Source organism: Streptomyces sp. NBC_00045, from assembly GCF_045041095.1.
In the GTDB taxonomy this organism is placed as follows: Bacteria; Actinomycetota; Actinomycetes; order Streptomycetales; family Streptomycetaceae; genus Streptomyces.
In genome coordinates, this window is sequence record NZ_CP108271.1 from 2,239,775 (window position 1) to 2,265,348 (window position 25,574).

The following is a 25,574-nucleotide window of genomic DNA, read 5'->3' on the forward strand; positions in this document are numbered from 1 at the left end:
GTATTGACGGGTACGCCGTAGCAGGAAAGCAGGAATACTCCCCTCCGCAGGCTCCAGGTTACCCGTCAGACCCCGAAAAGGTAAAGAGAACGCCAAGGGACGGTCATGGACGGGCATTGCGCCGGGTCGTGGCGATCCGCTCCAAGGTCTGCTCCAGGACCCGGCTGCCCCGCGGCGGCAGGTCCGGTTCGAAGGTCCAGGCGTGGCCGACCCACGGGTCGGCGAGGTGGTCGTCCGGCACCGGCGACAGCCGCATCAGCGAGCGCCACAGCGGGTCCAGCAGCGGCCCGTACGCCGAGGCCTCGTCGCGGTCCGCCACCATCAGCAGGTGCACGCCGACCGCCGGACCCTCGTCGGCCAGGTACCGCAGCCGGGTGACGGCCCGGTCGTCGAAGCCGTGCGGGAAGTCGTGCACGATCAGCAACTGGTCGGCGGTGTCCACGTCGGCCGGCAGGTCCTCGGGGGCCCCGGCCCGCACGGCCATCTGTACGAGGTCCACCCGCCGGGTCAACTCCTCCAGGGTCCGGGTGACCCCGGCGGCCCCGGCGGCGGGCGGCCCGGCCAGCACCCCGGCCTCGACCAACGGCGCCAGGGAGGCGGCACCCGCCCCGGCAGCGTCGATGACGTGCACGGAGAACCGGTCGCCGGGATGGACCGCCAGCAGCCGGACCGCGTGGGCGACAGCCATGTCCATGGCGGCCCGGCGCAGCCGGTCGGTGTCCATCGTCATCGCGGCCTCGGAGCCGGTGCGGCCGTTGTCGATCCACAGCCCGCGCTCCAGCGGGACCCGCACCAGCATGGGGATGCGCAGGTCGGGCCGCTCGGGCAGGTGCAGATCGCCGAGGCGCAGGGCCATCGGCGCCTCTTCGGGGACCCCGTGACCGTGCCAGACGGGGTTGGCCCAGCGGGCGTACGCGGCCGGCAGCGCCGGCTCGACCACCTCGGACTCGGCGATCAGCTGGGCGAGGTCCCGATCGAGCACGGCCTTGGCCTGGGCGACGAGCTCGTCGTGGCGGGCCCGGGCCTCGTCGCGGGCGGCGTTGCCGGAGTCCCCGAGGCGGTGGCGGGGGTCGGACAGCGCCTCGTCGAGCTCGCGGTCCATCCGCGACTCGGCGAAGTCGCATGCACTGCGGTAGGCGGCCACCGTCCGGGCCAGGTCCTCGAACATGCCCCAGACCTGGTTGTAGAGCCGCTCCTCCATGGACCAGCCACTGGCGTCGCCCGCGACCGGGACGGGGGGCCGGCCGGGCTGCTCGGGCTCGGCGGCCCGCGGCGCCGGTTCCGGCGGCTCGGTGGTACTGCGGCGCCGGCGCGGGTGCACGTAGCTGAGCGTGGGCGGGCCCTCGTCCGAGTCCCCGGAGTCGGCGGGGGCGGGGCCCGGCGGACCGGGGTACGGGACTCCGGAGACCGGCACCGCGACCGGCTCCGGCTGCTCGGGGGCCGCCGGGGTCGTACCCGCCCCGGCGGACTGCGGTTGCGGGAGGCCGAGCGGCGCCCCGGGGGCGGCGTCGGCGGGCAGCGGTGCGGCGGGCAGCGCCGCGAGTGCGGCCCCGTCCGGCGCGACCGCGACCGCGTCCACGACGGCGGCGGCCAGCGCCATGGCGGCCGGTGCGCCCAGCCCGGCGTCGGCCAGCAGCGCGCCGAGCCCGTCGGCATACCCCTGGCCCACGGCGCGGACCTTCCAGGAGCCCTGGCGCCGGTAGAGCTCAAGGGCCACGACGGCGGTCTCGGATTCCAGGCCGGTCAGCGTGTACCCGGCGAGCTCTGCGCCCTCCGGGTCGGCCACGGCCACGTACGACGCGGGGGCCGCGCCGAACCGCGCCGGCCCGCCGGGCGGCAGGACGAGGAGCACCCCGAGCCGGTGCACGGCCGGGGCGACGGCGTCGAGGTCGACGGCGAAGCGGTGTTCGCCCGCCACCGCCTGCGGCACCTGGAGCCCGGGCAGGCTCCGGGCACCGGGGTGGGCCACCGACTCGGGGCCGGCCAGCCGGCCCGCGTCATCGCAGGCCGAGGCCAGGGCGAGCACGGGCGTACCCGCCGAGACCCTGATCTCCACCCGCGTCCGGGACAGGGGGTGGTTCTGCCCCCGGACCAGCTCGGCCGTCATCGTGCAGCCCTCCCCCGTGCCCTTGCGCTCGTTCGTGTCGTGTCAGGTCCTGCGGACCGGTCCGGTTACAGGTGCGGCAGGATCGCCGGCATCAGGTCCTGGAAGGTCCGGCCGTTGGCCGGGTTGCCGAGGGCCGTCATCTGCCAGCCGGCGCCGACGCGCGACACCTTCGCCATGATCTGCGCGGTGTACTGGCCGCCGCCGTCCAGCGTGTAGCGGGCCAGCTCCTGGCCGTTGGTCTCGTCGACGATGCGGCAGAACGCGTTCTGCACCTCCTGGAACGTCTGGCCGGTGAACGAGTTCACCGTGAAGACGATCTGGTCGATGTGCACCGGCACGCGCTGGAGGTCGACGAGGATCGACTCGTCGTCCCCGCCCTGGCCGGCGCCGCCGACGAGGTTGTCGCCGGTGTGCCGGACCGAGCCGTCGTCGCTCTGCAGGTGGCGGAAGAACACCACGTCCACCGGCTGCTTGTCGGCGAAGAGCACCGCCGACGCGTCCAGGTCGATCTCCCGGGTCCGCGAGCCGAACAGTCCGCGGCGCTTGGCCGCCTGCCAGCCGAGGCCCATCCGGACCGCAGTCAGCGTGCCCCCGTCCTGCTTCTGCAGACTGATGGCCTGACCCTTGGTCATGTTGACCGTCACGCGCTGTCCCCTCTCCATGGCCCGCCCCGTGTGGGTGCGCAGCTTGTACCTGCGGCTGACGCCAACCCTACTGACCGCCCCCGGGTCAGGCGAGGCCCGCTTCCTTCATCTGTCGAAGCTCCTTCTTCAGCTCGCCCACCTCGTCACGGATCCGGGCCGCGACCTCGAACTGGAGCTCGGCGGCCGCGCCGCGCATCCGCTCGGTCATCTGCTCGATGAGCGCCGCCAGTTCCTCGGCCGGACGGTCCGTCAGCACCGCGGCGTCCTTGGCGGCCTTGGCCGCCTTGGCCCCCTTGACCTGCTTGCCACCCACGGTGACCTGGCCCGCCTTGACCACGCCGAGCGAGGGCACGGGAGCCTTGGCGCCCTTGCCGTCCTTCCCCTGGCGGTATCCGGTGCCGAGCAGTTGTTCGGTGTCCAGCTCCTCCCGGGCGATGGTGGCCACGATGTCGTTGATCTTCTTGCGCAGCGGCTGCGGGTCGATGCCGTTCGCCGTGTTGTACGCGATCTGCTTCTCCCGGCGCCGGTTGGTCTCCTCGATGGCCTTCTCCATCGCCGGGGTCATCTTGTCCGCGTACATGTGGACCTGGCCGGAGACGTTGCGCGCGGCGCGGCCGATGGTCTGGATCAGGGAGGTTCCCGAACGCAGGAAGCCCTCCTTGTCAGCGTCGAGGATCGCCACCAGCGACACCTCGGGCAGGTCCAGGCCCTCGCGCAGCAGGTTGATGCCGACCAGGACGTCGTACTCGCCGGCCCGCAGTTCGCGCAGCAGCTCGATCCGGCGCAGCGTGTCGACGTCGCTGTGCAGGTAGCGGACCTGGATGCCGAGCTCCAGGAAGTAGTCCGTGAGGTCCTCGGCCATCTTCTTGGTGAGGGTGGTGACCAGGACGCGCTCGTCCTTCTCCACCCGCTGCCGGATCTCGTGCACCAGGTCGTCGATCTGCCCCTCGGTGGGCTTGACGACGACCTCGGGGTCGATGAGGCCGGTGGGGCGGATGATCTGCTCCACGAAGCCGTCGCCGCGGGAGAGCTCGTACTTGCCCGGGGTGGCGGACAGGTAGACCGTCTGGCCGATCCGCTCCTGGAATTCCTCCCACTTCAGCGGCCGGTTGTCGAGGGCGGACGGCAGCCGGAAGCCGTGGTCGACCAGGGTGCGCTTGCGCGAGGCGTCGCCCTCGTACATCGCGCCGATCTGCGGGACGGTGACGTGCGACTCGTCGATGACGAGGAGGAAGTCCTCGGGGAAGTAGTCGATGAGGGTGTTGGGCGCGGAGCCGCGCTCGCGGTCGTCCATGTGCAGCGAGTAGTTCTCGATGCCGGAGCAGGACCCGATCTGGCGCATCATCTCCAGGTCGTACGTGGTGCGCATGCGCAGCCGCTGCGCCTCCAGCATCTTGCCCTGCTTCTCCAGCTCGGCGAGGCGCACGGCCAGCTCCGCCTCGATGCCGCGGACCGCCTTCTCCATGCGCTCGGGTCCGGCGACGTAGTGGCTGGCGGGGAAGACGTACAGCTCGCGGTCCTCGCTGATGACCTCGCCGGTCAGCGGGTGCAGGGTGGACAGGGCCTCGATCTCGTCCCCGAACATCTCGATGCGGACGGCCAGTTCCTCGTAGACCGGGAAGATCTCGATGGTGTCGCCGCGCACCCGGAAGGTGCCGCGGGTGAAGGCCACGTCGTTGCGGGTGTACTGGATGTCGACGAAGCGGCGCAGCAGCTGGTCCCGGTCCATCTCCTCGCCGACCTTGAGGGGGACCATCCGGTCGACGTACTCCTGCGGGGTGCCGAGGCCGTAGATGCAGGACACGGAGGCGACGACGATCACGTCCCGCCGGGTGAGGAGCGAGTTGGTCGCGGAGTGGCGCAGCCGCTCCACCTCCTCGTTGATCGAGGAGTCCTTCTCGATGTAGGTGTCCGACTGCGGTACGTAGGCCTCGGGCTGGTAGTAGTCGTAGTACGAGACGAAGTACTCGACGGCGTTGTTCGGCAGGAGCTCGCGGAACTCGTTCGCCAGCTGGGCGGCGAGCGTCTTGTTCGGCGCCATCACCAGGGTCGGACGCTGGAGCTTCTCGATCATCCAGGCCGTGGTCGCCGACTTGCCGGTGCCGGTGGCACCCAGCAGGACGACATCCTTCTCACCTGCACGGATGCGCTTCTCCAGCTCGGCGATGGCCGCCGGCTGGTCGCCGCTGGGCTGGTAGGGGCTGACGACCTCGAAAGGCGCCACCGTGCGTTCGATCTTGGATACAGGCCGCATGACTCCACCGTACGACCCCCCACTGACACTCACGCGGCCGCTCGGGGCCGCGGCGGCCCCGGCAGGTCCGGCGGGCGGGGTGGAAGTCCTCCTTTCTGGTCCGTTTGTCGTAGTTCGGTGGCGGCCCGGTGATCTTCAACCGCATGATCGCCGTAGAGGTCCCCGTGAAGTGCATCGCCGCAACTTCTGCCATTCCGCACGCGTCTGACGCAGGAACAGGGCTCCCGAACCGAGGAGAACGCATGTACGTCCGACCCGCCGCCGCGGCCACCGCCGCATTCCTGGGCTTCACCCTGACCCTGCTGGGCGGGACGGCCTCGTCCGCCGCCACCGGCCCCACCGGCTCCACCTCCCCCACCGGCTCCACCGGCCCCGCAGGCTCCCCGGGGGTGCTCGGCCCCGTCGTGTACGCCCACCGGGGGGCTTCGGCCTACGCCCCGGAGAACACGCTCCCCGCGATCGACCTCGCGATGCGACTGGGCTTCGCCTGGGTCGAGAACGACGTCCAGCGCACCAAGGACGGCGAGCTGGTCGTGATCCACGACGACACCCTGGCCCGCACCACGGACGTCGAGCAGGCGTTCCCGGACCGCGAGCCCTGGCGGGTCAAGGACTTCACCGCCGCGGAGATCGCCACGCTCGACGCGGGCAGCTGGTTCGGCGAGCAGTTCGCCGGCACCCGGGTGCCGACCCTGCGCGAGTACCTCGACCGGGTGCAGCGCAACCGTGAGCGGCTGCTGCTGGAGATCAAGAAGCCCGAGCTCTACCCGGGGATCGAGCAGCAGACGCTCCAGGTGCTGGACGATGCCGGTTGGCTCGACGAGGACCACGTGCAGCGCCGTCTGGTCGTGCAGAGCTTCAGCGCCGATTCCGTACGCGTCGTGCACGGGATGCGCCCGGACCTCGTGACGGCGTTCCTGGGCACCCCGACCGTCGCCGATCTGCCGAAGTACGCCGAGTTCACGGACCGGATCAACCCGTGGCACACCACCATCTCGGCCGACTGGGTGGCGGCGGTGCACGGCCTGCTGGGCGCCCACGGCAAAGCGATGGAAGTGGACACCTGGATCGTCGACGACGCGGCGACGGCGCGGAAGGTACAGGGGATGGGCGTGGACGGGATCATCACCAACGCCCCGGACGTCGTACGGGACGCGGTGCTCGGGAGCTTCGTGTCCTGAGCCGCCCCGCGGCGGGCCGCCCGGGCTGTCGTACCCGCCCCGTACGGTGGAGGGGTGGACAGCACCGAGCGGCCCCGCGGGCCGCACCTCGAATGGACCGTCGTCGCCAGCGACATCGGGCCCCTGCTCCTGGCCGCGACCCCGGAGGGTCTGGTCCGGGTCGAGTTCCATGCCGGACCGGACCGCGTCGACAAGATGATCGGCTCCCTCGTCTCCCGGCTGGGCGCCGACGCCTGGCGTCCGGCACCGGGCCGGGAGGTACTGCTGGCCGAGCCGATACGCCAGCTGTCCGCGTACTTCGCGGGCTCGCTCAAGCGCTTCGAGCTGCCGCTGGACTGGCGGCTCAGCTCCGGCTTCAACCGGCAGGTGCTCCAGGAACTCGACCGCTCGGTGCCGTACGGGGCGGTCGTCGGGTACGGGGAGCTCGCGGCCCGGGTCGGCCAGCCCGGCGCGGCCCAGGCCGTGGGCAACGCCATGGGGTCGAACCCGCTGCCGCTGGTGGTGGCCTGCCACCGGGTCGTGGAGAACGACGGGGGGATCGGCGGCTTCGGCGGCGGGGTGGAGACCAAGCGGACCCTGCTCGCACTGGAGGGCGTGCTGCCGCAGCCCCTGTTCTGACGGGCGCCCCGCGGTGCGCATGCGGATCGCGGGTGGCGCGCGGGCCGGGGGCGCGGGGCCGCGGGCCGCGGGGCGGGGTCCCCGCGGGCCGGGGTCCGGGGCTGGGGGTGCGGGGCGGGGGGTGGGGGCTGGGGGTCCGGGGCTGGGGGTGCGGTCCCCGTTCCGTCGGACGGTAAGGGGTGGGAAACTGCCGCGGTGACTACTCCTACCGCCTCCGGCCGTACCGCGCCCGGACACCGCCCCGCGCCGCCGCGACGGGGGTGTACGGCGTGACCGCCGCACCCGGCACCGACCGGCCCGCCCCGCCCGCCGCCCCCACGGACCTGCCCCGGCTCCAACGCCGCACCTCCGGAGTGCTGATCGCGAGCCAGATGCTGGGCGGCCTCGGCGTGCCCATCAGCATCGCCCTGGCCCCGGTCCTCGCGACGCAGGTCAGCGGCACCGAGGCACTGTCCGGCTTCGCCTCCACCGCCGCCGTCATCGGCACCGCGGCGGTCTCCCTGCCGCTCGCCGCCCTGATGACCGCGCGCGGCCGCCGCCCGGGACTGGTCCTCGGCTACGGGATCGGCGCCGCCGGTGCGGGGCTGGTGGTCCTCGCCGCCATGATCAAGAGCTTTCCGTTGCTGATGCTCGGCATGGCCGCCTTCGGAGCAGCCTCCTCCGCCAACCTCCAGGCGCGGTTCGCGGCCGCCGACCTCGCCGCCCCGGACCGCCGGGCCCGAGCCGTCGCCGTCGTCGTCTGGGCCTCGACCCTCGGCGCGGTGCTCGGCCCCAACCTCTCCGCCCCGGCCGGCCGCAGCTTCGCCGGGACCTCCATACCCGAGACGGCGGGCCCGTTCGTCTGGGCCGGCGCCGTCTTCGTCCTCACCGGCACGCTGATCGGCGTGTTCCTGCGGCCCGACCCGCTGCTGACGGCCCGGGCGCTGGCCGAGCCCGCGGAGCAGAGCCCGGGCGCCCGCTCGCTGCGCGCCGGGTTCGCGGCGGTCAAGTCCTCCCCGCGGGCGCGCCTCGCCCTGGTCACCGTCGCCGTCTCCCACACCGCCATGGTCTCCATCATGGTGATGACCCCGGTCGACCTGGGCCACCACGGCGCCGGCCTGGAGCTCGTCGGCCTGGTGATCAGCGGTCACATCGCCGGCATGTTCGCCTTCTCGCCGGTCATGGGCTGGCTCGCGGACCGGGTCGGCAGGCTGGCGGTCATCGGCCTGGCGGCCGGCCTGCTGTCGCTCGCCGCCCTGCTCGCCGGCACCGCCGGGCCGAGCCACGCGCAGAGCGCTCTCGGCCTGTTCCTGCTCGGCCTCGGCTGGTCCGCCGGCATGGTCTCCGGCTCGGCCCTGCTCACCGACTCGGTGCCGCAGGCCGCGCGGGCCGCCGTACAGGGCTTGAGCGACCTCACGATGAACACCTGCGCGGGTGTGGGCGGCGCGGCCGCCGGCGTGGTCATGTCCCACGCGGGCTACGGCTGGCTGAACGCGATCGGCGCGGGTCTGCTGCTGCCGATGGCGGCGCTGGCCCTGTTCACGGCGCGCCGCCACCCGGCCGCCGCTCCTGCCGCTAGCAACTGATGTGGTAGGCCTTGCGCAGCGTCTCGTGGACGGTCCAGGTGGTCTTGTCGCCCTCCCTGAGCACACAGGCGGAGCCGGGACCCACCTCCAGCGTCTCGCCGCCCTCGACCTCGATGGTGGCGCGGCCGCTGACCACGACGAACAGCTCGTTCGCCTCGGTGTCGGTGACCACGCCCGGGGTGATCTGCCAGATGCCGCGCAGCTGCTTGCCGTCGGGGGACTCCCACAACACCTTGCCCGTCACGACGGGTTCGCCGGAGAGGATCTGGGCGGGATCGAGGTCCTCGACCTCCAATGCGACGTCCGGTACGGATACGGCGAACGACGCGGGGCCGTGTTCACTGGTGCTCATGCCGAGTCACCCTAATCCGGCCGTCCGGCGCGGCGGGGTGACCAGAACGTCCAGGTTCCGCCCGCCCGAGGGGTCAACCTGTCCAGCCCGTCCCGCATCCAGGGCCCGGGCCGCCGGGGCGCGGCACCCGTAGGGTTTCGGCCAGACCCGGTGGGCCGGCGGCCCGGGCGGTCGGGCCCGGCGTCCGGGTCCCGATCCCGCAGGCGTCGTCGAGCACGTGGTGCGGGACGGCGCCCGGGAGTGCGGTGAGCAGCCCGTTCAGCGCCCGGCCCCGGCGGGCGCTGCCCGCGTCGCGGCCCGCGGGCGGGAGGTCGTACCGGTCGGCGAGCCACTCGGGGAGGGCGTGCGTGTCCCGGGGGTGCGTGGGGCGACGCTACTCGGACAGGTTGGGAAGGCGGGCCGGGAGCGCGTTTGGGGGCGCACATCCGGTGCCATGGATGGGACATGCACACATCACCCGAGGTCCCCGTCCTGTCCGAAGAGGTCCGCGAGGCGCTGGAGCGGGGCCGTCCCGTCGTGGCCCTGGAGTCGACGATCATCGCGCACGGCCTGCCCCGCCCCCGCAATCTGGCCGTGGGCGCGGAACTGGAGGCGCTGGTGCGCGCCGAAGGTGCGGTTCCGGCCACGATCGCGGTCGTCGACGGCGTGGCGTACGCGGGCCTCGACAAGGCGCAGCTGGAGCGGATCGCCGGCGGCGAGGGCGTGCGCAAGCTCGGCCACCGGGATCTTGCGCCCGCGCTCGCGACGGGCGCGACCGGGGCGACGACGGTGTCCGCGACGGCGCTCCTGGCCGCGCGGGCCGGGCTGCGGGTCTTCGCCACGGGCGGGCTGGGCGGCGTGCACCGGGAGTACGCGCAGACGCAGGACGAGTCGGCGGACCTGGCGCTGCTGGCACGGACGCGGATCACGGTGGTGTGCGCGGGGGTGAAGTCGATCCTGGACGTGCCTGCGACGCTGCAGCGGCTGGAGACGCTCGGGGTGGGGGTGCTGGGTTACGGGACGGAACGTTTCCCCGGGTTCTACCTCTCCAGTTCCGGTGAGCCGGTGGACTGGACCGTCCACCGGCCGGAGGAGGTGGCGGCGGTGATGGCCGCTCAGGACGCCGTCGGCGGACCGGATGCGGCACTGCTGGTGGCGAATCCGGTGGCGGAGGCGGAGCAGTTGGATCCGGACCTGCACGACCGGGTCCTGGCCGAGGCCCTCGAAGAGTGCCACGAGAGGGGGATCACGGGGCAGGCGGTGACGCCGTTCCTGCTGGGGTTCCTGGTACGGGCGACGGGCGGGGCCTCACTGGAGGCCAACCTGGCGGCGGTGCGGGGCAACGTGACGCTCGGGGCCAGGATCGCGGGGGCCTGGGCGGCCCGCCCGTGACGGCGTACGGGGCCCTGCTGGTCGTCGGGGACGTGGTGACGGACGTGGTGGCGGTCCATCCGGAGCCACTGGCTCCGGCCACGGACACGGCTGCCCGGATCCGCACCCTGCCGGGCGGCGCCGGGGCCAACGCGGCCTGCTGGGCGGTCCACGCGGGGGCGCCGGAGGTACGCCTCCTCGCGCGGGTCGGCACCGAATCGGCCCGGTGGCACGAGCAGTCCCTGCGGGACTCGGGGGTGCGGCCGCAGCTGGTGGTCGATCCGGCCGAGCCGACCGGAACCGTGGTGGTGCTGGTCGGCAAGGACGCGGAGCGGACCTTCTTGACCGACAGCGGCGCCGCGCTGCGGCTCTCCCCGGAGGACTGGGCCCCGGCCCTGCTGGACGGGGCGGCCCATCTGCACCTGTCCGGCTACCTCTTCTTCGCCGACACCAGCCGTGAGCTGGCCCGGATCGCGCTGCGGGCGGCGCGGGCCCGTGGGGTGCCGGTGAGCGTGGACCCGGCCTCGGCGGGATTCCTGGTCGCGCTGGGTCCGGAGCGCTTCCTCGACGCCGTGGCGGGGATCGGCGTACTGCTGCCCAACGAGGAAGAGGCGCGGCTGCTGGCCGGGCTGCCGCAGTCGGCGGGGGCGGCACGGGCGGCGGCGGAGCTGAGCCGGCGGGTTCCGCTGGTCGTGGTCACCCGGGGTGCGGCGGGGGCGCTGGTGGCGGAAGGGGGCCGGGTGATCGCCGAGGTGTCGGCGGAGTCGGCCGACGCGGTGGACTCGACGGGCGCCGGGGACGCGTTCACCGGCGGGTTCCTGGCGGCCCGCCTCGCGGGCGCAGACCCGACGGAAGCCGCCGGGGCCGGGTGCCGTGCGGCCGCGCAGGCGGTCACCCGGCTGGGCGGGCGTCCGTAGGCCCCGGGCAGCGGCGGGCGGCGGGCGGCGGGCGGCGGCTACGGGATGTACTCCTCCTGGCCGAGGGTCTCGATCATGCCCCTGTGGTTCACGTTGTAGTGGAACACCAGGCCCTCGTTCGGATGGGTCTCCAGCCACGAGGTGAGCTCGTGCGCGGTGATCGGCTTGCTCACGGAACCGGAGAGGATGGGGGCCATGGCAGTGATCTCGGCGTCGTCGGCGACCGGGATGTAGGTCTCCTCGCCGACCGTCACGAAGGGCGTCGTGCCTCCGGGCACGGGGCAGCCCCAGTTCCCGTGCTTGACGATCAGGCTGAGGGCGCCGCCCTCGGGGGTGTAGCGGTAGACGGCGATCTCATCCGGCGAGACCGGCGACTTGGGGGCGCAGGTGGGCCCGGGAGCGGGCGGCTTCGGCTTGGCCGCGGTGGTGGCGGTCGGGGCCGGCTTCTTCGAGGCGGCGGGTGTGGACGGGGTCGCCGCGGGTGTGGACGGGGTCGCCGCGGCTGTCGGGGCGGAGGAGACGGAAGTGGCCGACGGGGTCGCCGCGCTCGCGCCGGGGGTGGTACCGGCGGCTCCCGCTCCCGCGGCGCCGTCGTCGCCGTTGCAGGCCGTGAGGGCCAGGGTTCCGCACAGCACCAGAGCGGCGGCGCAGGCTTGCCGCCGCAGCCGTCTCGGACCCTGAACCGCTCTGCCGCGTCCGTCCATCGCCGTCTCCCTCTGCCAAGGCGCCACCGGATGGCCGCCGTCGAAGCGTGCCGTCAACGTAGCGCCGCGTTCCGGCCCGCGGCGATGGCCGGATCCCGTTCGTCACGGAGCCGGGATGGCGCTGTTGCGGATCCCGGACGTCCGTGACGGGGCGGGCCCTCAGGTCAGCCGGTGGGGCCGGTGAGACCGGTCCAGGCGGGGTGGCGGGGGTCGTCGGCCCGGACCACCGCGTCGGACCGGGCCGCGGGGTCGGTCTCCGCCTCGTAGCGGGCGAAGGCGGGCAGGGTCCAGCGGGCGGACTCCTCGGTGCGGCGGGCCAGCGCCCCCGGGGAGAGCCGGATGTGCACGCTGAGGTCGAAGGGGAACCAGTGGCCCAGCAGCAGCGGGCCGTGCACGACCACCACGCCGCCCGGCGGGAGTTCGGCGTACGGACTGCGGGTCGCCCGGTCGGTCACCGGGTCCCAGAGGTCGGGCAGCACCCGGCCGGTGCCGCCGGGATCGGTCGGGCCGAACACCTCGCGCCACAGCGCGGCGGTGTCGTACCAGCCACCGAGGTAGGAGTCCACGTCCTCGCGGCCGAACTCGAAACGCAGGGAGGCCGGCCGCAGGAATCCCCCGGCGGGGACCACGAGGACCGGGCGGCTGCGCAGCCGCAGCGCGTCGGCGAGGAGGCCGGCGAGGACGTCGGTGCCTGCGGCGGGCGCGCCGTCGATGCCCACGCGCTGCCAAGTCCCGGTTCCGGTGGAGGTCTTGTGTTCGTCCAGATGACCGGCGAGTCGCTCGGCCATCCGCTGCCATGTGATCGCTTCCAGCTGCACGGGCCCATTGTCAGTGGTCGGCCTTAGCGTTTTTCACGAGGGATCACCGGCGGGAAGGAGCCGTTGGCCCGACCTTGGGGAGGGGTCTGTCATGGCTCGCGAGACGACGTATCTGGAACTGTCGCAGGACGGCGGCGGGGCGCACAAGTTCTACGAGGTCACCGTGGACGGCACGGCCGTCTCGGTGCGGTACGGGCGCATCGGCGCGGACGGCCAGCTGCAGAGCTCGTCGTTCCCGACCGTCGAGAAGGCCCGGGCAGCCGCCGCCAAGAAGATCGGCGAGAAGGTCCGCAAGGGGTACGTGCCGGCCGTGGTCGGTCAGCGCGCGCCCCGTTCAGTGACGCGCCGCCAGGTCGCCTCGGCGCCGTCGACGGCGCGTGCGGTGGCCCCGGTGCTGTGGCGGTTCCGTACGGGCTCCTCGGCGTTCGGGATCCATGTGGACGAGGACCGCTGCTGGGTGGGGAACCAGGCGGGGGACGTCTACACGCTGAGCCACGCGGGCGAGGTACTGGCCCGGTACTCGCTGCCGGACGGGGTGAAGTGCCTGGTGGCGGACGACTTCTGGATATACGCGGGCTGTGATGACGGCACGGTGTACGACCTGTCCTCGAAGGTGCCGTTCGGCGCCTACGACATCGCGGCGGACGTGGACATCTTCTGGCTCGACATCCACGAGGGCGTACTGAGCGTGTCCGACTGCAACGGCGGTCTGACGGTCATCGACCACGAGGACGAGTTCCAGTGGTCGCGGCGGTCGTCGGGCGCCAACGCGTGGATGGTCCGGGCGGACGAGCGGGCGGTCTACCACGGGCACAACAAGGGCGTGACGGCGTACGCGGCCGACGGCGGGGCGCAGTTGTGGCACCGGCCGACCAACGGGAACGTGCTCTTCGGTTGGCAGGAGGACGACGCGGTCTACGCGGGCACCGGACGCCACACCGTGCAGCGGCTGTCGAAGGCGACGGGCGCCGAGGAGGCCTCGTACCGTTGCGATTCCGCCGTGTACGCGTGCGCGACCTCGCCGGACGGGCGGCACGTTTTCGCCGCCGACAACGCCGCCTCGGTGTACTGCTTCGACGCCGACGGGCGGCGGGTGTGGAAGCTGGGCACGGGAGGCGGTTCGGCCCTGTCCATGCAGTACCTGGACGAGCGGCTGTACCTGGTCACCACGGACGGGTCCCTGATCTGCATGGACGCGAGCGAGACGGCGATCCTCGCGGCCCAGCGGGGCTCGGTGCCGACCGCCGTGGATGTGAAGTCGGCAGCTGCGCTGCCCGTGTTCACGCCGGCGGCTTCCGCCTCGGCGGTGGCGACGGTCTCGGTGTCGGCGGCGCCCGCGGACGGCGTGGTCGTGGAGTGCGTGCAGCGGGGCGGCCGGGTCCGGGTGCAGGTGGTGTCGGGCGGCTTCGAGCCCTCGTGGAACGTGCAGTTCCCGCGCGGGATCCGGGAGCCGGGGGCCCGGTACGTGGTGGACGGGCTACACGCGGCCTCGGGAGGTTTCTACCGGGTGCGCGGGGAGATACGCCGCCTGGTCTGAGCGGGGTAGTTCGCAGGAGTCCGGTTCGCGGAAGGCGGTTTCACAGGGGGCGGGTTCACAGGAGCAGGCCCCGGCAGGCGCACGGGGTGGCGCCGGGCGGGGCGTCCGCGGGTATGGAGAAGGCTTCGCCCTCAGCTAGCGTGCAGGTCACGTACAGCACGACCGGCACGGTGCCGAGGTTGCGGCCGAGGTGGAGGTGCTCGATGCCGGGCGGCTCGACGAAGCTGGTCCCGGGCCGGTGCACGACGGTCGAGTTGTCGTACAGGATCCGGGTCAGCGTCCCGGACTTGACGAGCGCGATCAGCGGAACGCGGTGGAAGTGCCAGCCGGTGCAGGCGCCGGGCTCTATGACGACCTCGCGGCCGGCGAGATGCTGCGCCGCGCCTTCCGCGCCTTCTGCCGCTGCTGCGACTTCCGTGATTTCCGCGGCTCTCACGAGCCGTGCCGTCGTCTGCCGTCCAGCCATGTGTGCGCCCCTCCCCCACGGGCATCACGGCCCTCCGCAGCCCCGACGCCCCACCGTAAGGGACTTCCGGACATCCAGCGAGAGTTGGTGGAACCCGGATCCCTCTTCGTGGCGAGGTGATAAGCCGACCGGACGGCGGTATCACCTCGTCATGAGCCTCGTGGTGTTCGAGTCGCAGAAGCAGATCCACTGCGCGCAGTGCCGCCAGGGGCCGCTGCGGCATCTCGTCCGCGAGGCCAGCGTGCCCCGCTGCCTGGACTGTGCCGACCTCGGACACCTGGTCTACCTACCGCGCGGCGATGCCGCGCTCACCCGGCGGGCCCGGGAGGGCAGTTCGCTCTGCGCCGTCGTCGTCCGCTTCAACAAGCGGCGGCGGCGCTACGAGCGCCAGGGGCTTCTGGTCGAGGACCCCGCGCTGGAGCGCGCTGAGCGCGCCTGCCTCGCGGACGCCGAGGCCCGGGCCCGCCGCCGGGAGCGGGACCGGCTGCGCCGCACGGTCGAGGACACCCGGTTCACCGCGGCCTTCGCCGCGGAGATCCGGCGGCTGTTCCCCGGTTGCCCGGCCGAACGGGCTGCGGCGATCGCCGGCCATGCCTCGGTGCGCGGCAGCGGCCGGGTGGGCCGTACGGCGGCCGGCCGGGCCCTGGACGAACAGGCGGTGTCGATGGCGGTCCGGGCGGCGGTGCGGCACGCCGACACCGAGTACGACGCCCTGCTGATGGCGGGCATCCCGCGGTTCGCGGCCCGGGCCCGGCTGGCGGCGCGGATCGACGCGATCCTGCGCGGCTGGCGCACGGCTCCGCCGCCCCCGCCCACTTCCCCACCGGACTCCTCGCCGTGCCCGCCCGTTTCCGTGCCGGCGCCCGCCTTCGCGCCCGCGGGCGGGTCCGGGTCGGGGTCGGGCCCCTAGCCTGCGGCCTACTACCGCAGGCGGAAGCGGCGGTAGAGCAGCACGCCGCCGAGTAGCATCCCGCCGCCGCCGGGCAGCAGGTAGCCGACTCCGTCGGAGCCGGTGTGGGCGAGCGCCGGGCCGTGCTGCGGCGGCGCGGCCGGGGTGACGGGCGGGGTGACGGGCGGGGTGACGGGCTGCTCGACGACGGGCGTCTGCGGCTGCGGCTGCGGCGGCTTGCCGCCTCTGGGCACGTCACCGTTGACGGAGGTGTTGCCGGCGGCGCTGTTGCCGATTCCGACGACGTTGACCGAGTTGCCGCTGAGGTTGACCGGGACATCGACCGGGAGGTGGATCCCGTTGCCGGACAGCAGCCCGGGCGAATCCTTTCCGTGCCCCTCGGCGTGGGCTCCCCCGCCCGAGCGGGTCCCGTTGCCGGCCGCGCTCCCGGATCCCGGTTGCGACGGATGCGAGGACACCGTCCCCGAACGCCCGTCGCCGCTGCGGCCGGAGTCGTTGGTACAGCGGTTGCCCGCGACCGAGTTGAGCAAGCCGATCACGCTCACGGTGTTACCGCACACGTTCACCGGGGTGTGCACCGGCAGTTGCACCAGGTTCCCGGACAGCAGCCCCGGCGAACGCTCGGCCGTCCCGCCCGCGTCCGCATCGGCGTAGGCGAATCCGCTGACACCCGCGGCCGCCAGTCCACCGCCCGCAACCACCGCCGCGATCAAGCCATTACGACGACTGTGTCGCATCAGTTTCCCTGCCTTCCGGAGGAGTTCGCGGGTGTTGCACCCGCACCGGAAACAACGCGGTAAACCCATTCGGGTTATAGAGCCGGTAGGCATTTCACCCCATCGTGTACTGGGTACTGCCTACTTCATGACTGATCGCCCGCTCCTGCTCCTCGACGTGGACGGCCCCCTCAACCCCTTCCGGTCCCGACTGGCGGGCCTGCGGGGATACACGAGTCACCGGATGCGTCCGGCCGACTGGATGTCCCACCAGGACCCGGACTCGCGCACCGCCCGGCGCGGGCTGCGGGTCCGCCTGCACCCCGCGCACGGTGCCCGTCTGCTGGCCCTGCCCTTCGAACTCACGTGGGCCACCGCCTGGATGCACCAGGCCAACACGATGATCGCCCCGCACATCGGACTACCCGCCGACCTTCCCGTGATCGAGTGGCCGGAACTGTTCGCCGACGACCCCGACGGTCTGTTCTGGAAGACCCGACCGCTCCTCGACTGGGCAGCGGGCCGCCCCTTCGCCTGGGTCGACGACATGATCACCCCGCAGGACCGCGCCTGGATCGCGGCCCACCACCCGGCCCCGGCCCTCCTCCTGCGCATCCACGCCCGCCACGGTCTGCGCGAGCGCGACTTCACCACGTTGACGCGGTGGGCGGCGGAAGTCAGTGGCGCAGGGCGGTGAGCGGGTCCGGGGACGGTTTCCCGGTGGGCCACCAGTCCTCGGTGTCCGGGCGGGACTCGTAGGCGTACCAGAGGCCGTCGCGGCCCAGCCTGAGCTGGCGGGTGTGCGCGGTGAGGCGGTTGTGCTCGGGGCGGAAGGCGCCCTGCGACGCGGCGAGGAGTGCCGGGCGAGCCCGGTCGAAGGGGCCCGCCGGGGGGTCCCAGGGCTCTTCGAGCGCGGCGAGCGCGGGCCGCCCGCCCTGGCGCCAGGCCGCGGCGGCCCGGGCCAGGTCGGTGGTGGTGCGGCCGGTGGCGCGGGCCAGGTCCCGGTAGAGGGTGCGGGCCGCCCCGGTGAGGCCGGCGGTGTGGTGTGCGGAGGCCAGGCGGACGGCGTCCTGCCACAGGGTGAGGCCGGCGATCGGGTCCTCGGCGGTGGTGAGCAGCGCGAGGGCGCGGGCGGCGGCGTCCGTGGCGAGCTGGTCCAGGGCCAGCGGGTCTGGGGCCGCCGGGTCGGCCGGGTAGGCGGGCGGGAGGCCCGCGGCGGCGGGCGCGGCCAACGGGGCCGGCAGCGGCGGCAGGCCGGTGGTGCGGGCCAGCACGGCGCGGGCCGGCACGCCGGGGAAGTCCGATGCGGTGTCGGGCTGTTCGCGGGCGGCGTGGGCGGCATTGCGGCGGGTCAACTCATCGAGGAGTTCCCGCTCGCCCCGGCCGCGCAGGAGCAGCAGTACGAACGGCTCCTCGTCGATGAGGCGGGCCGCCCGGTAGCAGAGGGCCGCGGCGTGCTTGCAGGGCGGACGGGCGGTGTCCGGGCAGGAGCAGCGCGGGACGAGCTCGCCCGCACCGGGCAGGAGCCTCTGCGCCAGGGACTGCGGAACCTCTCGCTCAAGCAGGCTCGCGAGGGCCGTGGGGTCGCCGGCCAGCGCCTCCAGGAGTTCGCTCCACTCGGTGTCGGAGAGGGGGCTCAGGGCCAGCTCCGTGCGGTACGGGCGGGCCCGGCTGCCCCGCACGTACGCCACGATCCGGCCCGGGGTGACGGTGACCGCCTGGACATGGCCCTCGGAGGCGTACGCACCGCCCCGGGCCAGGCGGGCCGGGTCGCGGGACACCGCTTCGAGCGCCGACACCCAGGCCCTGCCCCACCAGCTGGCGGCCTGCGCCCCGGCGGGCACGGTCTCGAAGGTGCGGCGGCGGTCGTCGCGCGCGGTGATCATGCGGGCCTCCGCAGGGAGACGAGGTCGGCCAGCTCGCGGTCGGTCAGCTCGGTCAGCGCCGATTCGCCCGAGCCGAGCACGGCGTCGGCCAGGGCCCGCTTCGCCTCCAGCATCTCGGCGATCCGGTCCTCCACGGTGCCCTCGGCGATGATCCGGTGGACCTGCACGGGCTGGGTCTGGCCGATCCGGTAGGCGCGGTCGGTGGCCTGCTCCTCCACGGCCGGGTTCCACCAGCGGTCGAAGTGGATGACGTGCCCGGCTCGCGTGAGGTTGAGCCCGGTGCCCGCCGCCTTCAGCGAGAGCAGGAAGACGGGGACTTCGCCGGACTGGAAGCGGTCCACGAGCTCCTCGCGGCGCGCCACCGGGGTTCCGCCGTGGAGCAGCTGGTGGTCGATGCCCCGGGCCGCCAGGTGCCGTTCGATGATCCGGGCCATCGTCACGTACTGGGTGAAGACCAGCACCGAGCCGTCCTCCGCGAGGATCGTGTCCAGCAGCTCGTCCAGCAGGGCCAGTTTGCCCGAGCGGTGCGGGATCCGGGGCTGCTCCTCCTTCAGGTACTGCGCGGGGTGGTTGCAGATCTGCTTGAGCGAGGCCAGCAGCTTCATGATCATGCCGCGCCGCTCGATGCCCTCGCTCGCCTCGATCACGGCCATCGCCTCGTCCACCGCGGCCTGGTACAGCGAGGCCTGCTCGCGCGTGAGGGAGACCGGATGGTCGGTCTCCGTCTTCGGGGGCAGCTCGGGGGCGATCCCCGGGTCGGACTTCTTGCGCCGCAGCAGGAACGGCCGTACGAGCGCGGCCAGCCGGGCGACCGCCGCCTCGTTGCCGCCGTCCTCCTCCTGCTGGTGCTCCACCGGGCGGGCGTGCCGGGCCCGGAACGCCGTCAGCGGGCCCAGCAGCCCCGGCGTGGTCCAGTCGAGCAGCGCCCACAGCTCGGAGAGGTTGTTCTCCACCGGGGTGCCGGTGAGCGCCACGCGGGCCGGCGCCGGGAGCGTGCGCAGCGCCTTCGCCGTCGCCGAATGCGGGTTCTTCACGTGCTGCGCCTCGTCGGCGACGACCATGCCCCAGGGCTGCTCGGCCAGCCGGGCGGCGCTCGCGCGCATCGTCCCGTACGTGGTGAGCACGAAGCCGCCGGCCAGGCCGTCGAGGCTGCGGCTGCCGCCGTGGAAGCGGCGCACGGCGACCCCGGGCGCGAACTTCTCGATCTCCCGCTGCCAGTTGCCCAGCAGGGACGCGGGGCAGACGACGAGCGTCGGCTCGGGGCGGTCCCGGTGCAGGTGCAGCGCGATCAGCGTGACCGTCTTGCCCAGGCCCATGTCGTCGGCGAGGCAGCCGCCGAGGCCGAGCGATGTCATCAGGTCCAGCCAGGCCAGGCCGCGGGCCTGGTAGTCGCGCAGGGTGGCCTTGAGCCCGGCGGGCTGCGGCAGCAGGGCCTGCTCGCCGGTCAGCCGGTCCCGCAGGGCGGCCAGCGCCCCCACCGGGACCGCCGCGACCGGCTCACCCTCCACCTCGGCCGTCCCCGTCAGTACGGTGGCCAGCGCATCCACCGGGTCCAGCAGCCCCAGCTCCCGCTTGCGCGCCTTGCGCACCAGCTCGGGGTCGACGCGCACCCACTGGTCCCGCAGCCGCACCACGGGCCGGTGGGCCTGCGCCAGCGCGTCCATCTCGCCGGGGGTGAGCCGGTCGCCGCCCAGTGCGAGCTCCCAGGAGAACGCGAACAGGTGCTGGGCGTCGAAGAAGGCCGTGCCGTCGGTGGCGGAGCCCGGCGCGGTGGACCGTACGACCGCGGTGGCGGACAGCGTACGGGCGAGCTCGCGCGGCCAGTGGACCAGGACGCCGGCGGCCGCCAGCCGGCCCGCGGCCCTACCCAGCAGGTCTTCGAGCTCGGGGTCGGAGAGGGCCAGGGCATCGGGGACGGGCTGGTCCAGCAGGCGCAGTAGCGGCGGCCAGATCCGGGCGGCCCGGCGCAGCGCCAGGACGGCGTCGATCCGGGCGCGCGGCCCGAAGCCGGCGGCGGCCGCTCCGGCCCACAGCAGCCCGGCGTCGGTGACGAGGGTGGGATCGGCGAGGCTGTGCACCTGGACGACGGCGGCGCCCGCCCGCCGCGTGTCCTCCTCCGCCTCGTCGAACAGGCGGAAGGAGGACAGGTCGAGCCGCAGCGAGATCCCCACCCCGGCATCGGCGCCGGCCGCGACCTGCGCGGCCCAGTCCTGTATCCCGGGCACCCGCTGCGGCTCCCGCGCGGCGAACGGCCGCCCGGCGGCCACCGGCGCGGCCGGGGTGCGGGGCAGGCAGTCGGCGACGGCATCGAGGAACGCCCGGACCAGGGCCTCCGGCTCGGGCAACTGGAGCGGGCGGCGCCCGGCCAGGGGGGTGGCGTACCCCTCGTTCGGGAGTGCGGCGGCCACCGCGCGCAGGTGACCGATGTCCTCGGCGTCGAGCGGGCCGGCCCGCCAGGCGTCGATCCCCTCGGGGGTGACCCCGGGAAGCAGCCGGCCGCGGGCGACCAGCACGAGCCCGTGGCGGGCGGCGGTGCCCCAGGCGCGGGTGGCCGGATGCGTGCCGGCGCCGAGCGGGGCACGGGCGAGCAGGGGCAGGGCGTCGGCCACGGAGAGGCCGAGGGAGGGGACGGTACGGGTGCGGACGCCCTGGCCGTGCGGCCGTACGACCGTGAGCGTCCCCGGGGTGCCGGCCGGGGGCTCGGGGAGGGCGTCCCCGCCGGGTGACCAGAAGGCGATGCGGGCCTCGCGGGGGACGGCGGCGGGGAGGAACACGGCGGGGTACCGCAGGAGCACGTCCAGCGGCTGCGGCGGTGTCACGGTGTCGCCTCCCCTCCCCCTCGGTGCCATCGGGCCAGACCGGTCCGCCCGTCCCCCGAAGTCTAGGCGCGGACACTGACAACGCCGCTGAGCTGCACGGATGCCGACCCCGCGGCCCGGAATGCCGGGTCGCCGGGTGCCGGGGCGCCGTGGCGCCGAAGTGCCGGAGTGCCGAAGTGCCGGAGTGCCCTGGCGCCGAGGTGCCGGGGCGCCAGGTCGCCGGAGTGCCAGGGCGCCGGGTCGCCGGAGTGCCGGATCGCCAAGGTGCAAGGATGCCAAGGCGCAAGGGCGCCGGGTCGCCAGGTCGCCGGGACGCCGGGACGTCAGGTCTCCAGGTCGCCAGGTCGCCAGGACGCCGGGACGCCAGGGCGCCAGGACGCCAGGACGCCAGGACGCCAGGACGCCAGGACGCCAGGGCGCCGGGACGCCAGGGCGCCGGAGTGCCGGGGTGCCGCCTGCACGTGCCGCCCCGTCCCCCTGACGGCCCCGCCACCGCGCCTGCGCGCCACGGCCCCGCCGGTGGGACCATGGACCTGAGGCGATGGCCATGCGTTCCGGGAACGAGCCGGTGACTGCCCGCAGTGCGCTGCGGCTGCGGTTCTGGCTGAGCCTGTGGGGGCTCGTCTGGGCCGTCGCCGGGACGGCCGCGTTCTCCCTGGTCGGCCGTCCCGGGTGGGCGGCCGCATGCGGGGCGGTCGCCGTGCTCGCGCTCGTGGACCTGGTCGTGGTCCTGCACCACATCCACCAGGGCCCGCACTACCAGCCGGGCCGGGACGTCCCCCCGTACGAACCCCCGCACGGCCGGTGAGGCAGGGCCGGTGAGTCAGGGCCGGTGAGTCAGGGTCCGGGCCGGCCTACTCCTCGAAGCGGGCCGCCGCCAGGTAGTCGGGCCGGGGGTCGAGCGCCGCCGCGAGCCGGAAGTGCTTGCGCGCCTGCTCGGGCCGGCCGGAGCGCTCGTGGGTGCGGGCCAGCGCGAAGTGCGCGAAGGCGTTGTCCGGCTCCCGCTCCAGCACCAGCTCGAACTCCAGCTCCGCCGGACGCAGTTGGGCGGCGGCGAAGAAGGCGCGGGCCCGCAGCAGCCGGGCCGCCGTGTTCTCCGGGTGGGCGGCGATGACCGAGTCGAGCAGCTTCACGGCACCCCGCGGGTCCCGCGCGGCCAGCAGCTGCTCGGCGGCCCGGTAGTCGATGACGTGGGTTTCCGGGGACGAGCCGGACGGTGGAGGCGGCGGTGCCGGTATGGGCGGCGGCGTGGTGTCGGACACGGTCTGTTCCTTCCCTCTGCAGGCGCGTTCAACGCCCCGCGCCCCGCCCGCTATTCCATGTGCACGTCAGGCCTCGGGGCCACCGGCGGCATCCGTGGCACCGGCGGCATCCGTGGCACCGGCCGTACCGGTGGCGGCGCCGGCGGCCGCCTCCCGCTCCATGAGCTCCGCCCACACCGTGCGCACCTGCGGCTCCAGGGCCTCCAGCGGCCCGTCGTTGTCGATCACGAGGGTGGCCACCGCCAGCCGCTGTTCGCGCGTGGCCTGCGCGGCCATCCGGGCCCGCGCCTCGTCCTCGGCCATCCCGCGCAGCGCGGTCAGCCGGGCCAGCTGCGTCGCGGGCGCGGCGTCCACCACGACCACCAGGTCGTACAGCGGCGCCAGGCCGTTCTCGGCGAGCAGGGGTACGTCGTGCACGACGATCGCGTCGGGCCCCGCTGCGGCCTCCAGCTCGGCCGACCGGGCCCCGACCAGCGGGTGCACGATCGCGTTGAGGGTCTGCAGCTTCGCCGGGTCGGCGAACACGATCGACCCGAGCTTCGGCCGGTCCAGCGTCCCCCCGGCGGTCAGCACGGACTCCCCGAAGGCCGCCACGACGGCCGCGAGCCCGGGCGTACCGGGTTCCACGACCTCCCGCGCGATGCGGTCGGCGTCCACGACGACCGCCCCGTACCCCGCCAGCAGCCGCGAGACCTCGCTCTTGCCGGCACCGATTCCGCCTGTCAGGCCCACCTTCAACATGCCCAGCAGACTAGACCCCGCGCCCCGGCCCCCGTACGGCCCCCTGCCCCTCGGCCCCTCGGCCCCAGGGGTGTCCCTCAGCCCTCGCCCTCGCGCTCCGCCAGGAACCGCTCGAACTCGCGGCCGATCTCGTCCGCCGAGGGGATCTCCTGCGGCTCGGCGATCATGTTGCCCCGCGTCTCGGCGCCGGCCGCCGCGTCGTACTGGTGCTCCAGCCCCTGCACCAGGGCGACCAGTTCCTCGTCGCCCTCGCGGATCTGCCGGTCGATCTCCGTCTGGGTGCGGTGCGCCTCGGTGCGCAGCGCGTGCGCGACCGCCGGCAGGACCAGCCCGGTCGCCGCCGTGATCGCCTCCAGCACCGTCAGCGCGGCGTCCGGGTACGGGGAGCGCGCCACGTAGTGCGGGACGTGCGCGGCGACACCCAGTACGTCGTGCCCGGCCTGGCCGAGGCGGAACTCCACCAGGGACTCCGCGCTGCCCGGCACCTGGGCCTCGTCGAACGGGCTGCGGTGCCCCGGCATGAGGTCGGTCCGGTTGCCGTGCGGGGTGATCCCGACGGGCCGGGTGTGCGGGACGCCCATCGGGATGCCGTGGAAGTTGACGGAGAGCCGGACGCCGAGGCGTTCGACGATCTGCCGCACGGCAACCGCGAAGCGCTCCCACTCGACGTCCGGCTCGGGGCCGGAGAGCAGGAGGAACGGCGCGCCGGTGGCGTCCTGGACGAGGCGCACCTCAAGCCGGGGTTCCTCGAACTCGGTCCAGTGGTCGCGCTGGAACGTCAGCAGCGGGCGCCGGGCGCGGTAGTCGACCAGGCGGTCCGCGTCGAACCGGGCCACGACCTGGTGGGGCAGCGTGTCGAGCAGCCGCTCCACGATCTGCTCCCCGGCCTCACCTGCGTCGATGTACCCCTCGAAGTGGTAGAGCATGACCAGCCCGGCCGAGTCCTGGGCGAGCGCCAGGTCCGCCACTGCCAGGCCCTTGGCATCCCATTCGTACAAACCTTGTGGATCGAGCACCGTCACCACTCCTCCTCGCCGTCTTCTCTGCGCTCAACGTCCAAGACGGCTGCCCCATTCCCCAGTTGGCCCCTTTCACAGGAACGCAACAAGGCCCGCCCCCCTGGGGGGGGACGGGCCTTGTCTTCAGCTCAGCTCACACCGGGGTGTGATGCGCTGCGATCAGCTCTGGCCGCCGGCCAGCTTCTCGCGGAGCGCGGCCAGGGCCTCGTCGGAGGCCAGGGCGCCCGAGGTCTCGTCCGACTCCGAGGAGTAGGAACCACCCGAGATGCCCGCGCTGGCGTTGCCACCGGCGGCCGGGGCGGCAGCGCCCTCGGCAGCAGCGGCCTCGTCGGCCTCGCGGCTCTTGATGACCTGCGCCTGGTGCTGCTCGAAGCGGACCTGCGCCTCGGCGTACTGGCGCTCCCACGTCTCGCGCTGGGTCTCGTAGCCCTCGAGCCAGTCGTTGGTCTCGGGGTCGAAGCCCTCGGGGTAGATGTAGTTGCCCTGGTCGTCGTAGGACGCGGCCATGCCGTACAGGGTCGGGTCGAACTCGACCGACGCCGGGTCGGCACCGAAGGACTCGTTGGCCTGCTTCAGCGACAGCGAGATCCGGCGACGCTCAAGGTCGATGTCGATGACCTTGACGAAGATCTCGTCGTTGACCTGGACGACCTGCTCCGGGATCTCCACGTGGCGCTCGGCCAGCTCGGAGATGTGGACCAGGCCCTCGATGCCCTCGTCCACGCGGACGAACGCACCGAACGGAACCAGCTTGGTGACCTTACCCGGGACGACCTGACCGATCTGGTGGGTCCGGGCGAACTGCTGCCACGGGTCTTCCTGCGTCGCCTTCAGCGACAGGGAGACGCGCTCGCGGTCCATGTCGACGTCGAGGACCTCGACGGTGACTTCCTGGCCGACCTCGACAACCTCGGACGGGTGGTCGATGTGCTTCCAGGACAGCTCGGAGACGTGGACGAGACCGTCGACGCCACCCAGGTCCACGAAGGCACCGAAGTTGACGATCGAGGAAACGACGCCGGAGCGGACCTGACCCTTCTGCAGGGTGGTGAGGAACGTCTGGCGGACCTCGGACTGGGTCTGCTCCAGCCAGGCACGGCGGGACAGGACCACGTTGTTGCGGTTCTTGTCCAGCTCGATGATCTTCGCCTCAAGCTCCTTGCCCACGTAGGGCTGGAGGTCGCGGACGCGGCGCATCTCGACGAGGGAGGCCGGGAGGAAGCCACGGAGGCCGATGTCGAGGATGAGACCACCCTTGACGACCTCGATGACGGTACCGGTGACGATGCCGTCTTCTTCCTTGATCTTCTCGATCGTGCCCCAGGCACGCTCGTACTGAGCGCGCTTCTTGGACAGGATCAGACGGCCTTCCTTGTCCTCCTTCTGGAGAACCAGGGCCTCGATCTCGTCGCCGACCTTGACGACCTCGTTCGGGTCGACGTCGTGCTTGATCGAGAGCTCACGGCTCGGGATCACGCCTTCGGTCTTGTAACCGATGTCGAGCAGGACCTCGTCCCGGTCGACCTTCACGATGACGCCGTCGACGATGTCGCCGTCGTTGAAGTACTTGATCGTCTCGTCGATCGCGGCGAGGAAGGCTTCCTCGTTACCGATGTCGTTGACCGCTACCTGCGGGGTGGTAGAGGTGGTCTCGGTGCTGCTCGTCATGTGGGAAAGGGCTCCGGTTACGGACAGAAAGTCGTAGGTA

Annotated in this window: 23 protein-coding genes; 9 read left to right on the forward strand and 14 right to left on the reverse strand. The window is 73.4% G+C overall.

From position 1 onward, the window contains the following. Positions 1 to 103 precede the first annotated feature (103 nt). The 3 genes from OHA65_RS10590 to uvrB form a co-directional block, all read right to left on the reverse strand. Positions 104 to 2,107 (reverse strand): TerD family protein, encoded by a 2,004-nt coding sequence (locus tag OHA65_RS10590; protein ID WP_405761779.1) that lies wholly within the window; start codon positions 2,105 to 2,107, stop codon positions 104 to 106. Positions 2,108 to 2,172: 65 nt separating this feature from the next. Then, positions 2,173 to 2,751 (reverse strand): TerD family protein, encoded by a 579-nt coding sequence (locus OHA65_RS10595; protein WP_327282874.1) that lies wholly within the window; start codon positions 2,749 to 2,751, stop codon positions 2,173 to 2,175. 85 nt (positions 2,752 to 2,836) lie between these two features. Then, on the reverse strand, positions 2,837 to 5,005 hold the full coding sequence (uvrB, locus tag OHA65_RS10600; protein WP_371646546.1) for an excinuclease ABC subunit UvrB: 2,169 nt from the start codon (positions 5,003 to 5,005) through the stop codon (positions 2,837 to 2,839). A 242-nt stretch (positions 5,006 to 5,247) separates the two neighbouring features. Between uvrB and OHA65_RS10605 the strand changes: the two genes are divergently transcribed. The 3 genes from OHA65_RS10605 (at position 5,248) to OHA65_RS10615 (ending at position 8,369) form a co-directional block, all read left to right on the forward strand. Continuing rightward, positions 5,248 to 6,186: a glycerophosphodiester phosphodiesterase family protein gene (locus OHA65_RS10605; RefSeq protein WP_327282876.1), complete on the forward strand. Its 939-nt coding sequence runs from the start codon at positions 5,248 to 5,250 to the stop codon at positions 6,184 to 6,186. Between the two features lie 54 nt (positions 6,187 to 6,240). After that, positions 6,241 to 6,804, forward strand: coding sequence for a methylated-DNA--[protein]-cysteine S-methyltransferase (locus OHA65_RS10610; RefSeq protein ID WP_327282877.1), 564 nt, complete (start codon positions 6,241 to 6,243; stop codon positions 6,802 to 6,804). 371 nt (positions 6,805 to 7,175) lie between these two features. Next, the gene (locus OHA65_RS10615; protein WP_371646810.1) at positions 7,176 to 8,369 is read left to right on the forward strand and encodes an MFS transporter; all 1,194 of its coding nucleotides are present in this window, start codon (positions 7,176 to 7,178) and stop codon (positions 8,367 to 8,369) included. On the opposite strand, the gene OHA65_RS10620 is transcribed toward OHA65_RS10615, so the two are convergent. Further along, the gene (locus tag OHA65_RS10620; protein ID WP_327282879.1) at positions 8,359 to 8,721 is read right to left on the reverse strand and encodes a cupin domain-containing protein; all 363 of its coding nucleotides are present in this window, start codon (positions 8,719 to 8,721) and stop codon (positions 8,359 to 8,361) included. The two genes, OHA65_RS10615 and OHA65_RS10620, sit on opposite strands and share 11 nt — an antisense overlap. A 444-nt stretch (positions 8,722 to 9,165) precedes the next feature. Between OHA65_RS10620 and OHA65_RS10625 the strand changes: the two genes are divergently transcribed. Beyond that, positions 9,166 to 10,092: a pseudouridine-5'-phosphate glycosidase gene (locus OHA65_RS10625; protein WP_327282880.1), complete on the forward strand. Its 927-nt coding sequence runs from the start codon at positions 9,166 to 9,168 to the stop codon at positions 10,090 to 10,092. After that, positions 10,089 to 10,988: a PfkB family carbohydrate kinase gene (locus OHA65_RS10630; RefSeq protein ID WP_327282881.1), complete on the forward strand. Its 900-nt coding sequence runs from the start codon at positions 10,089 to 10,091 to the stop codon at positions 10,986 to 10,988. Before OHA65_RS10625 ends, OHA65_RS10630 begins: the two co-directional genes overlap by 4 nt. 38 nt (positions 10,989 to 11,026) lie before the next feature. Here OHA65_RS10630 and OHA65_RS10635 read toward each other — a convergent pair whose 3' ends face one another. Beyond that, positions 11,027 to 11,692 carry a hypothetical protein gene (locus OHA65_RS10635; protein WP_327282882.1) on the reverse strand — a complete coding sequence of 222 codons (666 nt, stop codon included), beginning with the start codon at positions 11,690 to 11,692 and terminating at the stop codon, positions 11,027 to 11,029. 164 nt (positions 11,693 to 11,856) lie between these two features. Next, entirely contained in the window at positions 11,857 to 12,510 is a 654-nt protein-coding gene (locus OHA65_RS10640) for a uridine kinase (protein ID WP_327282883.1), read from the reverse strand. Positions 12,511 to 12,601: 91 nt separating this feature from the next. On the opposite strand from OHA65_RS10640, the gene OHA65_RS10645 reads away from it, so the two are divergent. Then, positions 12,602 to 14,047, forward strand: a complete 1,446-nt coding sequence (locus OHA65_RS10645) for a WGR domain-containing protein (RefSeq protein ID WP_327282884.1) — start codon at positions 12,602 to 12,604, stop codon at positions 14,045 to 14,047. Between the two features lie 55 nt (positions 14,048 to 14,102). Here OHA65_RS10645 and OHA65_RS10650 read toward each other — a convergent pair whose 3' ends face one another. After that, the gene (locus OHA65_RS10650) at positions 14,103 to 14,513 is read right to left on the reverse strand and encodes a cupin domain-containing protein (protein WP_405761782.1); all 411 of its coding nucleotides are present in this window, start codon (positions 14,511 to 14,513) and stop codon (positions 14,103 to 14,105) included. Positions 14,514 to 14,664: 151 nt separating this feature from the next. Between OHA65_RS10650 and OHA65_RS10655 the strand changes: the two genes are divergently transcribed. After that, entirely contained in the window at positions 14,665 to 15,423 is a 759-nt protein-coding gene (locus tag OHA65_RS10655; protein WP_329313194.1) for a DUF2293 domain-containing protein, read from the forward strand. Between the two features lie 11 nt (positions 15,424 to 15,434). Here the strand turns inward: OHA65_RS10655 and OHA65_RS10660 are convergent, their stop codons facing one another. Next, complete coding sequence (locus tag OHA65_RS10660; RefSeq protein WP_371646551.1) at positions 15,435 to 16,160, reverse strand: chaplin; 726 nt, start codon at positions 16,158 to 16,160, stop codon at positions 15,435 to 15,437. Positions 16,161 to 16,287: 127 nt separating this feature from the next. Here OHA65_RS10660 and OHA65_RS10665 point away from each other — a divergent pair, with 127 nt between their 5' ends. Then, positions 16,288 to 16,836: a hypothetical protein gene (locus OHA65_RS10665; protein ID WP_327282887.1), complete on the forward strand. Its 549-nt coding sequence runs from the start codon at positions 16,288 to 16,290 to the stop codon at positions 16,834 to 16,836. Here the strand turns inward: OHA65_RS10665 and OHA65_RS10670 are convergent. Together OHA65_RS10670 and OHA65_RS10675 are read right to left on the reverse strand one after the other, a co-directional pair. Beyond that, entirely contained in the window at positions 16,817 to 18,025 is a 1,209-nt protein-coding gene (locus tag OHA65_RS10670) for an SWIM zinc finger family protein (RefSeq protein ID WP_327282888.1), read from the reverse strand. The genes OHA65_RS10665 and OHA65_RS10670 overlap by 20 nt on opposite strands. Then, positions 18,022 to 20,874 (reverse strand): DEAD/DEAH box helicase, encoded by a 2,853-nt coding sequence (locus OHA65_RS10675; protein WP_405761784.1) that lies wholly within the window; start codon positions 20,872 to 20,874, stop codon positions 18,022 to 18,024. The genes OHA65_RS10670 and OHA65_RS10675 overlap by 4 nt, the downstream gene beginning before the upstream one ends. A gap of 517 nt (positions 20,875 to 21,391) precedes the next feature. On the opposite strand from OHA65_RS10675, the gene OHA65_RS10680 reads away from it, so the two are divergent. Beyond that, the gene (locus OHA65_RS10680) at positions 21,392 to 21,652 is read left to right on the forward strand and encodes a DUF6343 family protein (protein WP_327282890.1); all 261 of its coding nucleotides are present in this window, start codon (positions 21,392 to 21,394) and stop codon (positions 21,650 to 21,652) included. A 46-nt stretch (positions 21,653 to 21,698) separates the two neighbouring features. On the opposite strand, the gene OHA65_RS10685 is transcribed toward OHA65_RS10680, so the two are convergent. The 4 genes from OHA65_RS10685 to rpsA form a co-directional block, all read right to left on the reverse strand. Next, on the reverse strand, positions 21,699 to 22,106 hold the full coding sequence (locus OHA65_RS10685) for a tetratricopeptide repeat protein (protein ID WP_327282891.1): 408 nt from the start codon (positions 22,104 to 22,106) through the stop codon (positions 21,699 to 21,701). A 66-nt stretch (positions 22,107 to 22,172) separates the two neighbouring features. Further along, positions 22,173 to 22,847: a dephospho-CoA kinase gene (gene coaE, locus OHA65_RS10690; protein ID WP_328762396.1), complete on the reverse strand. Its 675-nt coding sequence runs from the start codon at positions 22,845 to 22,847 to the stop codon at positions 22,173 to 22,175. Between the two features lie 77 nt (positions 22,848 to 22,924). Beyond that, positions 22,925 to 23,863: a PAC2 family protein gene (locus OHA65_RS10695; protein WP_327285608.1), complete on the reverse strand. Its 939-nt coding sequence runs from the start codon at positions 23,861 to 23,863 to the stop codon at positions 22,925 to 22,927. Positions 23,864 to 24,025: 162 nt separating this feature from the next. Beyond that, entirely contained in the window at positions 24,026 to 25,534 is a 1,509-nt protein-coding gene (gene rpsA, locus OHA65_RS10700; protein ID WP_327282893.1) for a 30S ribosomal protein S1, read from the reverse strand. Between the last annotated feature and the right edge of the window lie 40 nt (positions 25,535 to 25,574).

Bases quoted from the DNA above. Each gene is read 5' to 3' on its own strand.
- OHA65_RS10625 (WP_327282880.1), top strand. From the start codon at position 9,166: ATGCACACATCACCCGAGGTCCCCGTCCTGTCCGAAGAGGTCCGCGAG.
- OHA65_RS10650 (WP_405761782.1), bottom strand. From the start codon at position 14,513: ATGGCTGGACGGCAGACGACGGCACGGCTCGTGAGAGCCGCGGAAATC.
- OHA65_RS10590 (WP_405761779.1), bottom strand. From the start codon at position 2,107: ATGACGGCCGAGCTGGTCCGGGGGCAGAACCACCCCCTGTCCCGGACG.
- OHA65_RS10605 (WP_327282876.1), top strand. From the start codon at position 5,248: ATGTACGTCCGACCCGCCGCCGCGGCCACCGCCGCATTCCTGGGCTTC.
- coaE (WP_328762396.1), bottom strand. From the start codon at position 22,847: ATGTTGAAGGTGGGCCTGACAGGCGGAATCGGTGCCGGCAAGAGCGAG.
- OHA65_RS10670 (WP_327282888.1), bottom strand. From the start codon at position 18,025: ATGATCACCGCGCGCGACGACCGCCGCCGCACCTTCGAGACCGTGCCC.
- OHA65_RS10660 (WP_371646551.1), bottom strand. From the start codon at position 16,160: ATGCGACACAGTCGTCGTAATGGCTTGATCGCGGCGGTGGTTGCGGGC.
- OHA65_RS10680 (WP_327282890.1), top strand. From the start codon at position 21,392: ATGCGTTCCGGGAACGAGCCGGTGACTGCCCGCAGTGCGCTGCGGCTG.
- OHA65_RS10665 (WP_327282887.1), top strand. From the start codon at position 16,288: ATGACTGATCGCCCGCTCCTGCTCCTCGACGTGGACGGCCCCCTCAAC.
- OHA65_RS10655 (WP_329313194.1), top strand. From the start codon at position 14,665: ATGAGCCTCGTGGTGTTCGAGTCGCAGAAGCAGATCCACTGCGCGCAG.
- OHA65_RS10615 (WP_371646810.1), top strand. From the start codon at position 7,176: ATGCTGGGCGGCCTCGGCGTGCCCATCAGCATCGCCCTGGCCCCGGTC.
- OHA65_RS10645 (WP_327282884.1), top strand. From the start codon at position 12,602: ATGGCTCGCGAGACGACGTATCTGGAACTGTCGCAGGACGGCGGCGGG.
- OHA65_RS10635 (WP_327282882.1), bottom strand. From the start codon at position 11,692: ATGGACGGACGCGGCAGAGCGGTTCAGGGTCCGAGACGGCTGCGGCGG.
- OHA65_RS10675 (WP_405761784.1), bottom strand. From the start codon at position 20,874: ATGGCACCGAGGGGGAGGGGAGGCGACACCGTGACACCGCCGCAGCCG.
- OHA65_RS10620 (WP_327282879.1), bottom strand. From the start codon at position 8,721: ATGAGCACCAGTGAACACGGCCCCGCGTCGTTCGCCGTATCCGTACCG.
- uvrB (WP_371646546.1), bottom strand. From the start codon at position 5,005: ATGCGGCCTGTATCCAAGATCGAACGCACGGTGGCGCCTTTCGAGGTC.
- rpsA (WP_327282893.1), bottom strand. From the start codon at position 25,534: ATGACGAGCAGCACCGAGACCACCTCTACCACCCCGCAGGTAGCGGTC.